Raw genomic sequence first — 10803 nt, forward strand, 5'->3', positions numbered from 1 at the left:
TGATGCTCCGTCATTTTCTCGCCGATGATGACCTGACTCCACAGGAGCAGGCTGAGGTGCTGCAGTTGGCTGCAGAGCTGAAGGTAGCGCCGTACTCCCGACGTCCGTTTGAGGGGCCACAGTCGGTTGCGGTGCTGTTCGACAAGACGTCGACTCGTACCCGTTTCTCCTTCGACGCTGGTATCGCAGCTCTGGGCGGCAACGCGATTGTGGTCGAAACCGGTAACTCGCAGATGGGCAAGGGCGAAACCTACCAGGACACCGCTGCTGTGCTCAGCCGCTTTGTCTCGGCAATTGTCTGGCGCACCTACGCGCAGTCAGGGCTGGAGGCCATGTCTGAGACCGCGACGGTGCCGATTGTCAATGCGCTTTCCGACGAGTTCCACCCGTGCCAGATTCTCGCTGACCTGCAGACCATCATCGAGCACAAGTGCCCGGAGGAAGGCCAGACGGGACTGCGTGGCAAGAAGGCTGTGTACTTCGGCGATGGTGCCAACAACATGGCCAACTCCTACCTTGTGGGCTTCGCCACCGCAGGTCTGGACGTCACCATCTGTGCACCGGAGGACTTCCAGCCGGAGCAGGTCTACGTCGACCGTGCCAAGAAGGTCGCGGAACAGACCGGAGCGGTCGTGTCCGTGACCGCGGACGTCGATGAGGCCATTGCCGGTGCCGACGTTGTCATCACCGATACCTGGGTCAGCATGGGGCAGGAGAACGACGGCTTGGATCGTCGTACTCCGTTCCTGCCGTGCCAGGTCAACGCTGAGCTGATGGCCAAGGCAAATGAGGATGCCATCTTCCTGCACTGCCTGCCGGCATACCGCGGCAACGAAGTTACCGCCGAGGTCATCGATGGCCCGCAGTCGGTAGTCTTCGACGAGGCGGAAAACCGCATGCACGCTCAGAAGGCGTTGCTGACCTGGCTGGTGGAGAGGCAGTAAGGTCATGACCGCAGCACAACCAGGTTCTCGCACAGCTAGGCAGACGCGCATCGCTGACCTGCTGGCGCAGCATCACGTGTCCAGTCAGGTTCAGCTCGTCGAGCTGCTTGCCGACGAAGGCATTGAGATTGCGCAGGCGACGTTGTCCAGAGACCTCGATGAGCTGGGAGCCCGAAAGATTCGCGATGGAGCCAACGGTTCGCGGTATTCCATCGTCGAAGATGCACTCGCTGTCTCCAGCGGGGCAGTGGCCAGGATGCGGCGCGTTTTAGACGAGCTGCTGGTCTCCATTGATCATTCGGGCACCATCGCGGTTGTGCGTACACCACCGGGAGCCGCACAGTATCTAGCCAGTGTGATTGACCGTGCGGGACTCAAAGAAATCGTTGGCACAATTGCGGGAGATGACACCGTAATGTGCCTGGCTAGAGAACCACTTTCCGGCGCTGACCTAGCCCAGCGTCTAGCCGCCGGAACGAACCAGTAAACTATTCCACGAAATGCTTTAAAGCACCGATTAAAGGAGCGCTTACCCTATGACCAACCGGGTTATTCTTGCTTACTCTGGTGGCCTCGACACCACCGTTGCTATTCCGTACCTCAAGGAAATGACCGACGGCGAGGTCGTCGCAGTTTCCATCGATGTCGGACAGGGCGGCGAGGACATGGAGTCCGTGCGTCAGCGCGCTCTGGACGCCGGCGCTGTCGAAGCTGTCGTTGTCGACGCTAAGGACGAGTTCGCCGAGGAGTACTGCCTGCCGACCATTAAGGCCAATGGTCTCTACATGAAGCAGTACCCGCTGGTTTCTGCACTGTCTCGCCCGCTGATTGTTAAGCACATGGCGAAGGCCGCAGAGGAGTTCGGTGGCACTCACGTCGCACACGGCTGCACCGGTAAGGGCAATGACCAGGTCCGTTTCGAGGTTGGTTTCGCCAACACCGCCCCGGATCTGAAGATTATTGCACCGGCTCGTGACTTCGCTTGGACCCGCGACAAGGCTATTGCCTTCGCTGAGGAGAAGGGTCTGCCAATTGAGCAGTCCAAGTCCTCTCCGTTCTCCATTGACCAGAACCTCTTCGGTCGCGCCATTGAGACCGGCTACCTGGAGGACCTGTGGAACGCACCAACCAAGGATGTCTACGCGTACACCGAGGATCCGACCCTGAACTTCAGCTCCCCGGACGAGGTCATCATCTCCTTCGAGGACGGTAAGCCGACTGCCATCGACGGCAAGAAGGTTTCCGTGCTTGAGGCCATCGAAGAGATGAACCGCCGCGCTGGTGCTCAGGGCATCGGTCGTCTGGACATGGTTGAAGACCGCCTGGTCGGCATTAAGTCCCGCGAGATTTACGAGGCTCCGGGCGCAATTGCCATCATGACCGCACACGCAGCGCTCGAGGACGTCACCGTTGAGCGTGAGCTGGCTCGTTACAAGCGTCAGGTCGAGGGCGAGTGGGCCAACCTGGTCTACGACGGCCTGTGGTTCTCGCCGCTGAAGCGCGCGCTGGATGCCTTCATCGAGGAGTCCCAGAAGGGCGTTTCCGGTGACATCCGCATGGTCATGCACGCAGGTCACTGCAACGTCAACGGTCGTCGTTCGAACACCTCGCTGTACGACTTCAACCTGGCTACCTACGACGAGGGCGACACCTTCGACCAGACCCTGGCTCGCGGTTTTGTCGAGCTGCACGGCCTGTCCTCGAAGATGGCCGCAAAGCGCGACTTCAAACTGTAAAGCTTCTCCAGAGCGACTAGAGCGAAAGGCCTATTGGAAAAGACAATGGTCGAAAAGCACGGTACCAACGAAGGCTCCCTGTGGGGCGGCCGCTTTGCCGGTGGCCCGTCCGAGGCGATGGCCGCATTGAGCAAGTCCACCCATTTTGACTGGGTGCTCGCGCCTTACGACGTTCTTGCGTCCAAGGCCCACGCCCGAGTGCTGCATGCCCGTGGGCTGCTCAGCGATGCCGACTTTGACACCATGATCGAAGGCCTTGATCAGCTCGGTCGCGACGTTGCCTCCGGCGAATTTGGTCCAGAGCCGACAGATGAGGACGTCCACGGTGCCATGGAGCGCGGTCTGATTGATCGCGTCGGCCCGGAGGTCGGCGGTCGCCTGCGCGCTGGTCGTTCCCGCAATGACCAGGTGGCAACTCTGTTCCGCATGTGGCTGCGCGATGCCGTGCGCGGCGTTGCACTGGATGTCACTGACCTGGTTGCCGCCCTGGTGGCTCAGTCCAAGGCACATCCGGATGCCATCATGCCGGGCAAGACCCACTCCCAGGCAGCGCAGCCGGTATTGCTGGCCCACCAGTTGCTGGCTCACGCGCATCCGCTGCTGCGCGATCTGGACCGCATCCGCGATCTCGACCGTCGACTGGCTGTGTCCCCGTACGGTTCCGGTGCGCTCGCGGGATCTTCGCTGCACCTGGATCCGGAGGCCATCGCGGAGGAGCTCGGCTTCGACTCTGCCACGGACAACTCCATTGACGGCACTTCTTCGCGTGACTTCGCCTCTGAGGCGGCTTTTGTCTTCGCCCAGATTGCTGTGGACATGTCTCGCCTGGCAGAGGAAATCATCTACTGGGCCACCCCGGAGTACGGCTACGTCACTCTGGCTGATGCCTGGTCGACTGGATCCTCCATCATGCCGCAGAAGAAGAACCCGGACGTGGCAGAGCTGACCCGCGGTAAGACCGGTCGCCTGATCGGTAACCTCGCTGGTCTTATGGCCACGCTGAAAGCGCAGCCGCTGGCCTACAACCGTGACCTCCAGGAGGACAAGGAGCCTTTGGTGGACTCGGTTGAGCAGCTAACCTTGCTGCTGCCGGCCCTGACCGGCCTGGTGGCAACGCTGACCTTCCACGAAGACCGTCTGCGCGAGCTCGCTCCGGCGGGCTACACCCTGGCCACGGACTTGGCTGAGTGGCTGGTCCGCGAGGGCGTACCGTTCCGCGACGCTCACGAGGCATCCGGCCAGTGTGTCCGCATCGCAGAGTCCAAGGGCGGTATCGGTCTGGACGAGCTTTCCGACGAGGACCTCGCCGGTATCCACCCGGCACTGACTCCGAAGGTCCGTGAAGTGCTGACTATTGACGGTGCTGTCGCTTCCCGCGATACTCGCGGCGGCACCGCGGGTGTCCGTGTTGCAGAGCAGCTCGCTCGCGTTGACGAGAAGAATACCGAGCTGAAGCAGTGGGCTGAAAAGCCGGTTCGCGGCTAAAGCTGCTAGAGCTAGCAAACCTGCTAGCCCAGCTAACGCAGCTAATTAATCGGTGTGCGGTCAATCGACCGCACGCCGATTTTTTACAGCCCGGGGGGGGGGAGTAGAAAAACCAGCAACCCGACAACTGATGACCCGGTAACTATCAACCCGATAACTGGCCACCCGAAAAATTACGGGCTCCACGTGCGAATACGGGCTGCAAATGTGAAACTGTGTAAGTTTATGACACTTTCAGGCCATTTTTCAGGCCATTTTTGTCATAAACGTAGTCAGTAACTCGGCTCGACCCGCCGCCGCCAGTCATAAACGCAGTCAGTAACTCGGATCGATCCGACGCCACCAGTAACCTTGTAATGCCAGGGTGCCCCCCCCGAAGTGACGCAGATTACTGATTATTTCTATATCTGTTGCCAGGTTTGGCCGGGTCTCTTACCATAATTTCATGGCGGAAAGTACGCGGTCGAGCGGTGGAAATCGCAGCTCACGAGATAAAAATAAAAATCAGAGTGGTAGCAAGAAAGGGTGCATGGGCCCGGGGGCAATTCTTGCAGTCATTTTGATTGTCATCGCGGCTGTTGCAGTCTATGTCGGTCGCGGCGGTAGTATTCCAGGTTTTTCTGGTGGCAGCTCCGGAGGAAACCGTGATTTCTTCGGTGGTGAAAAGACCGTCGTCAAGGCGATTGTTGGCTCTGAGAAAAAGCCCTTCTTCGAAGACAAAGAGGTCCAGAAGGCTCTTGCCTCTCACGGCTATGTGGTGGAAGTAAAGACGGCGGGTTCGCGTCGGATGGCCACGGATGTGGATCTGGATTCCTTCGACTTGGCATTCCCGTCGTCGGCACCGGCAGCGGAGAAAATTGCCGAGAAAATGAGCGGCGCTGAGCGGTACGACGTCTTCTACACACCGATGGCGATCGCTACTTTCGACAACATCTTGCAGGCATTGGCGCGGGAAAATGTTGCTCGCCAACAGGGCACTACGTGGCAGGTAGATATGGCAGCGCTGGCCACGATGCAGCACGACAATGTCCGCTGGCGTGACTTCGCGGAGAACGATTATCCGTCGCCGCGCACGGTGCAGATGTCCACGACGGACATTCGTTCGTCGAACTCGGCCGCGATGTACTTGTCGCTCATGTCTTGGATTACCAATGAAGGCCGGATTGTGTCTGACAGTGGGCAGGTCAATGCGGTCTTGCCGGAGCTCACCCCTCTGTTCACCGGCCAGGGGTACACGGAATCCTCGTCGGCTGGTCCATTTTCGGACTACCTCTCGCAGGGTGTCGGTTCGAAGCCAATGGTGATGGTTTACGAGTCGCAGTTCCTGGGGGAGAACAGTGCCCCGAACAGCCGGTTGAAGCCGGAAATGCGCCTGGCGTATCCATCGCCGACGATTCTGAGTACTCACGTGGCGCTGGGTTTTAACGACAATGGAGCTGCGGTCGCACGGCTCCTCGCCGAAGACCCTGAGCTTCAGAAGCTGGCGGCCAAGCACGGTTACCGCTCCAGCCAGCCTGAGGCGATGGAGGAATTCCAGACGCAGTTGAAGACGGGCCAGGAGGTTTCCACCGATTTTGTGGACTCCATTGATCCGCCGAGTTTCGACATCCTCGAGCAGCTTATTGAGGGTGTTTCCCGTGGATACCAGAGCCCGCCGAGGCCGGAAACGGAAGAGGGGTAAAGCCGAATGAACATGTATAAGGCACTAACTGCCCTCCGCAAAATGCTTCTTGGCCTCGTCGGTGTGCTCGGCATCTTCGCTGTCGCGGCCTGCTCCGACGGTGGCCTGAACCTGCCGCTGGGCTCCGACGAGGAGAAGACCAACAAAGTCGACGTCGATTCTGACCTCAAGGGCTCGACCATGCGTATCGCCGGGGCCACGGAGCTTGCAGAGCTCCAGCCACTGATGCAAAAGGCCTCCGACGACCTCGGTTTTACGATTAACCTCGAGCTTGTCGACGGCACCGTGAAGAACAGCCACGCCCTTGTCGCAGACGAATTCGACAACCAATTTGATGCCACTTGGTTTGCTACCAACCGGTACGTTGATCTGCTCGGTGGGGCTGACAAGCTGGGCGAAGCCAAGAAAGTCGCCACCTCGCCGGTAGCCTTTGGTATCCATTCGGCGAAGGCTCGGGAGCTCGGTTGGGATACCAAGCAGCCGACGTGGGCTGAGATCGCGGAGGCTGCGTCGTCAGGCAAATTGACCTACGGCATGACCAACCCCGCGGAATCGAACTCGGGCTTTTCCGGTGTGGTGTCGGTTGCGACCGCGTTCGCCGACACCGGATCGGCGCTGACTACGGGGGATATCAACCGCACCACGCCTGAACTGCAGAAGTTCTTCGAGGGGCAGAAGATGACCTCGGGTTCGTCGGGGTGGCTGCGTGACAAGTTCCTGGATGAGTCGGACTCCGTCGATGCGCTCATCAACTATGAAGCTGTGTTGCAGCAGATGAATAAAGAGGGCGCTGACCTGGAAGTTGTTGTTCCGAGCGACGGTGTCATCAGTGCGGATTACCCGCTGACGCCACTAGCTCAGCCGGCTAACGACCTTGCCGCGCGGCAGACGGAGGCTCTCGGGCAGTGGCTGGAAGCGAACTCGCAGGTTCTCGCCGATCACTTCCTGCGCCCGGTCTCCGATGACGCCAACCTGCCGGAAAGCATGACCAACAGCGTCATTATCGAGCTGCCGTTCCCGGGCGATCGCGCCGTCACGGACCGCCTTATTGAGGCTTACGACAATGACCTGCGCGTGCCCGGAGAGTCGGTCTTCGTTCTCGACACCTCCGGTTCAATGTTCGGTGAGCGCATCGCCGATCTACAGGCGACGATGCGCGCAATCGTCGACGGCAGTGCACGCACCGAAACGGGAAGCGTGGGATTGCGAAACCGTGAGATCGCGACGATCCTGCCGTTCAGCACGACCGTCGGCGAGCCCACGACCACAACAATTGACGGCCCGGAATCGCGCGCGCAGCTCACCGCCGCCGTCGATGGTCTGTACGCAGAGGGCGAGACGGCGCTTTACGACGCACTGATTCAAGCCTTCGACCTTCTCGGCAGCTCGGATAAAAACTCCATCCCGTCTATCGTGGTGTTGACCGATGGTCAGGTGACGTCGGGCAAGAGCTTTGCGGAATTCCGTGATTTCTACCAGTCCAAGGGCGGGAATCTGCCGCCGGTATTCGTCATCCGCTATGGCGAGGCAGATCCGGGAGAAATGCAGGAACTTGCGAATCTGACCGGTGGTAAGGTCTTTGAATCCCGTGAGACCGAGCTTGCTGATGTGTTCAAGGAGATTCGTGGCTACCAGTAAATCCTCCGGCACTTCCTCTGGCGGTGGCTTTCTCAACAGTCCCGCCAACATTGTCGGGCTCATCCTTGCCATCGCCGTCGTGCTGCTGCACCTGACCGTGGGGCTTGGTTTCCTGTGGCCGGTTGTTGCGATTGCCGCGTGGGGCGCGTCGGTTGCTTTGTTGCCGAGGCAGAGCAAAGTGGCGCAGAAGTCCGTTAGTTCGGCGCCGAAGCCTGAGATCCCACAGCGTCGCCCGCTCAATCCATCTGAGCTGCGTAGGAATCTTCACCGGACATTGGGCAGGCTTTTCGATGCCCAGCCTGGCGAAGATCTTGGCAACGCCGCAAATGACCTGGGTGCGACGCTGGAATCCGTCCTGAGCGAGTGGAAGTATCTCAAAGATTATCCCGAGCAGAAGGTAGTCATCGGCGGCATTATCCAGGAGTACTTGCCGCAGACAGTCAACTCCTACCTCGCGATCCCGGAGCGATTGCGTCGCAAAGCCGAGAATCCGGCTCGGGAATCCATCGACCTGCTGCATTCCGCGGTGCAGAAGATCCAGGATGCTATCGGCCAGGACAACCTGATTGCTTTGGAAGGTCAGCGTGACACCCTGGCAATTCAGTTCGGTAAGGTAGTGGACTATGAGCCTTGATCCGAAACTCCTTGATATCCTCGCTTGCCCGCGTGACAAGGGGCCGCTTGAATACCTCGAAGACGAGCAGGTGCTGGTCAATCCTCGCCTGAAGATCGCCTACCGCATCGACGAAGGCATTCCGGTCATGCTTTCCGACGAAGCTATCGCCTGGGACAAGTAATTGCCTTTCCCGCTTCCCGACGGCTACCACGCCCTCGACCGCACTGTGCTGTCGGGAGCCCCCATTGAGGCTGCACAGACGCTGCTCGGGTGCGTAATTGTCATCCCCGCTGAGGATGTTATCGCCACTATCACGGAGGTCGAGGCATACGGCGGCCCAGTTGACCAGCGCTATCCCGACCCGGCCGCGCACTGCTTCATGGGGCCAACCGCACGCAACCGCGCCATGTTTGGCCCGGCGGGGCATTGGTATATCTACCGCTCCTATGGCATCCACTTTTGTGCCAATATCACCAGCGCTACGGACGGCACGGGCGGGGGAGTATTAGTCCGCTCCGTTCGCATTGAGCGGGGCATGGATGCGGTGCGTCGACGCCGCGGTGAAAAGCCAGCAGTTGCGGGTCTCGGACGTGGTCCAGGCAATGTTGGTCAGGCGCTTGGCCTTGACTTAAATGACTATGGGGCAGATGCGCTGGATCCGTCGTCACGCGTGTTTGTGGCGCAGCCAGTGAACGCCGATTCGGTTAGAGATATCCACGCAGGCCCGCGCGTGGGCGTTCGGCGAGCGGCGAATCGGCCGTGGCGGCTGTGGCTCCCAGACGATTCCGTCTCGGCCTATCGTCGCCACAAGAAGGCCGTTGAGGAGTTCTAGGTCACCCTCGCGGTGAACGTCGGCAAGCGAAACGTTACGATAGTGGACGTGACTGAACAGAACATTATCGACGAACTACAGTGGCGTGGCCTGATTAATCAGTCCACCGATGTTGACGCGCTGCGTGAGGCGTGCGAAAACCCCATTACTCTGTATTGCGGTTTTGACCCAACTGGCGATTCGCTGCACGCGGGCCACCTGGTTCCGATGATTATGCTGCGTCGTTTCCAGCTGGCCGGTCACCACCCAATTGCGCTGGCCGGTGGTGCTACGGGCTTCATCGGCGATCCGCGTGATGTCGGTGAGCGTTCGATGCTCAGCCAGGATGCCATTGAGCACAACCTGGAGGCCATCAAGGACCAGCTACGTCGTTTTATTGACTTTGAGGGCGAGGCCCCGGCGACGATGGTCAATAATGCGGACTGGACTATGAACATGTCCGTCATTGACTTCCTTCGCGATGTCGGCAAGAACTTCTCCCTCAACACCATGCTCGACCGCGACACTGTGAAGCGTCGCCTCGAGTCTGACGGCATCTCCTACACCGAGTTTTCCTACATGCTGCTGCAGTCCAACGACTACGTGCAGCTGCGCCGCAACTACGATTGCGTGCTGCAGATTGGCGGCGGTGATCAGTGGGGCAACATCGTCTCTGGTGTCGATTTGAACAGGCGTATCGACGGCGCCAAGGTGCACGGCCTGACCGTGCCGCTGGTGACCGATGCGCAGGGTCAGAAGTTCGGTAAGTCTACCGGTGGCGGCAAGCTGTGGCTGGACGCTGAAAAGACCTCGCCGTACTCCTGGTACCAGTACTTCCTCAACGCTGGTGACTCGGTTGTTATTGACTACCTGCGTTGGTTCACCTTCCTGTCTCAGGAAGAGATTGCTGAGTACGAGGTCGCTGTTGCGGAGCGTCCGTTCAAGCGTGAGGCGCAGCGTCGTCTGGCGCAGGAGATGACCAACCTGGTTCACGGCGAAGAGGCCACCAAGGCTGTCGAGTTGGCGGCGCAGGCGCTGTTTGGACGCGCGGAGCTGACCGAGTTGGATGAGGCCACTCTGGCAGGTGCCGTTTCCGAGACCGAGGTTGCGGAGATTGCCGAAGGCGAGCCACGTACTGCTGTTGACCTTCTCGTCGCTGCGGGTCTTGCCAAGTCGAAGGGCGAGGCACGCCGCACCATTAAGGAAGGTGGCGCGTACGCTAATAACCAGCGCATCGAGGACGAAGCGTGGGAGCCAGCTGCCGAGGACCTGCTGCACGGCAAGTGGATCGTGCTGCGCCGCGGTAAGAAGAACTTCGCTGGTGTGAAGTTCGTGTAGGTGCTGGTTGGTCTTTGTGTAGGCGCGCTGCTAATCTCTCGATTAATTGGTGTTTATGCAGCTTGATTCCTTTTAGGTAGCTGGGCTAGGGCTCCGGGCAGGCTAGGGGATTGATGATTTCAGAATCATCTGCTCCTGGTCAGCTTGGAGCCTTAGTTGTTTTAAAGGGAGCGTAGAAGCCGAAGCAAAGGTGGTAGCGATGAGCGAAAGCTCCCGGCTTTCGTCACGGTGTGGGGACTGTCGGTCCTAATGAATCGTTCTACTCCACAGGCAAAACGCTAGTTCATATCCATCTACCTGGGGTTTTGTGTCTTTGGGTGGGGTGTGTGTAATGTATCTGGAGGTCAGCGTGGCTAGGGAGTTTATGTGTTTGGTTGGCTGATGTGGGGGAAATGTTTTCGTGCGGTTAGCCGCTGGGAGTCGTTGGTTTGACTTTCTGGTTAATTGTTTGTTAATGTTTTCTCTCGCTGCTCACGTGGTGGTTGCCCTGGTTGTGGGGTGGTTGTCTTCGTGGGTGTGTGTTGTGTGAGAACTCAATAGTGTGCCGATGTACT

10 protein-coding genes are annotated in these 10803 nt (G+C 59.2%); all 10 read left to right on the forward strand.

Going from position 1 to position 10803, the window contains the following annotated elements:
• Positions 1-2 precede the first annotated feature (2 nt).
• The 10 genes from argF (at position 3) to tyrS (ending at position 10249) form a co-directional block, all read left to right on the forward strand.
• On the forward strand, positions 3-944 hold the full coding sequence (gene argF, locus ADB08_RS02190; protein ID WP_049170378.1) for an ornithine carbamoyltransferase: 942 nt from the start codon (positions 3-5) through the stop codon (positions 942-944).
• Between the two features lie 4 nt (positions 945-948).
• On the forward strand, positions 949-1431 hold the full coding sequence (locus ADB08_RS02195) for an arginine repressor (protein WP_005511719.1): 483 nt from the start codon (positions 949-951) through the stop codon (positions 1429-1431).
• A 49-nt stretch (positions 1432-1480) separates the two neighbouring features.
• The gene (locus ADB08_RS02200; protein WP_016422894.1) at positions 1481-2680 is read left to right on the forward strand and encodes an argininosuccinate synthase; all 1200 of its coding nucleotides are present in this window, start codon (positions 1481-1483) and stop codon (positions 2678-2680) included.
• A gap of 45 nt (positions 2681-2725) precedes the next feature.
• Positions 2726-4165, forward strand: coding sequence for an argininosuccinate lyase (gene argH, locus ADB08_RS02205; protein WP_049170381.1), 1440 nt, complete (start codon positions 2726-2728; stop codon positions 4163-4165).
• 529 nt (positions 4166-4694) lie between these two features.
• Entirely contained in the window at positions 4695-5846 is a 1152-nt protein-coding gene (locus ADB08_RS02210) for a hypothetical protein (RefSeq protein WP_049170382.1), read from the forward strand.
• Positions 5847-5852: 6 nt separating this feature from the next.
• On the forward strand, positions 5853-7484 hold the full coding sequence (locus tag ADB08_RS02215) for a VWA domain-containing protein (RefSeq protein WP_049170384.1): 1632 nt from the start codon (positions 5853-5855) through the stop codon (positions 7482-7484).
• Positions 7471-8118 carry a hypothetical protein gene (locus tag ADB08_RS02220; protein ID WP_049170388.1) on the forward strand — a complete coding sequence of 216 codons (648 nt, stop codon included), beginning with the start codon at positions 7471-7473 and terminating at the stop codon, positions 8116-8118. Before ADB08_RS02215 ends, ADB08_RS02220 begins: the two co-directional genes overlap by 14 nt.
• Entirely contained in the window at positions 8108-8281 is a 174-nt protein-coding gene (locus tag ADB08_RS02225) for a Trm112 family protein (protein ID WP_005511714.1), read from the forward strand. The genes ADB08_RS02220 and ADB08_RS02225 overlap by 11 nt, the downstream gene beginning before the upstream one ends.
• Positions 8282-8932, forward strand: coding sequence for a DNA-3-methyladenine glycosylase (locus tag ADB08_RS02230; protein WP_049170390.1), 651 nt, complete (start codon positions 8282-8284; stop codon positions 8930-8932).
• A 48-nt stretch (positions 8933-8980) separates the two neighbouring features.
• Positions 8981-10249, forward strand: coding sequence for a tyrosine--tRNA ligase (gene tyrS, locus ADB08_RS02235; protein ID WP_193394148.1), 1269 nt, complete (start codon positions 8981-8983; stop codon positions 10247-10249).
• Positions 10250-10803: the final 554 nt, after the last annotated feature.

The organism is Corynebacterium sp. 239_CJEI (assembly GCF_001055995.1).
Classification (GTDB): Bacteria; Actinomycetota; Actinomycetes; order Mycobacteriales; family Mycobacteriaceae; genus Corynebacterium; species Corynebacterium jeikeium_D.

Bases quoted from the DNA above. Each gene is read 5' to 3' on its own strand.
- argF (WP_049170378.1), top strand. From the start codon at position 3: ATGCTCCGTCATTTTCTCGCCGATGATGACCTGACTCCACAGGAGCAG.
- ADB08_RS02195 (WP_005511719.1), top strand. From the start codon at position 949: ATGACCGCAGCACAACCAGGTTCTCGCACAGCTAGGCAGACGCGCATC.
- ADB08_RS02200 (WP_016422894.1), top strand. From the start codon at position 1,481: ATGACCAACCGGGTTATTCTTGCTTACTCTGGTGGCCTCGACACCACC.
- argH (WP_049170381.1), top strand. From the start codon at position 2,726: ATGGTCGAAAAGCACGGTACCAACGAAGGCTCCCTGTGGGGCGGCCGC.
- ADB08_RS02210 (WP_049170382.1), top strand. From the start codon at position 4,695: ATGGGCCCGGGGGCAATTCTTGCAGTCATTTTGATTGTCATCGCGGCT.
- ADB08_RS02215 (WP_049170384.1), top strand. From the start codon at position 5,853: ATGAACATGTATAAGGCACTAACTGCCCTCCGCAAAATGCTTCTTGGC.
- ADB08_RS02225 (WP_005511714.1), top strand. From the start codon at position 8,108: ATGAGCCTTGATCCGAAACTCCTTGATATCCTCGCTTGCCCGCGTGAC.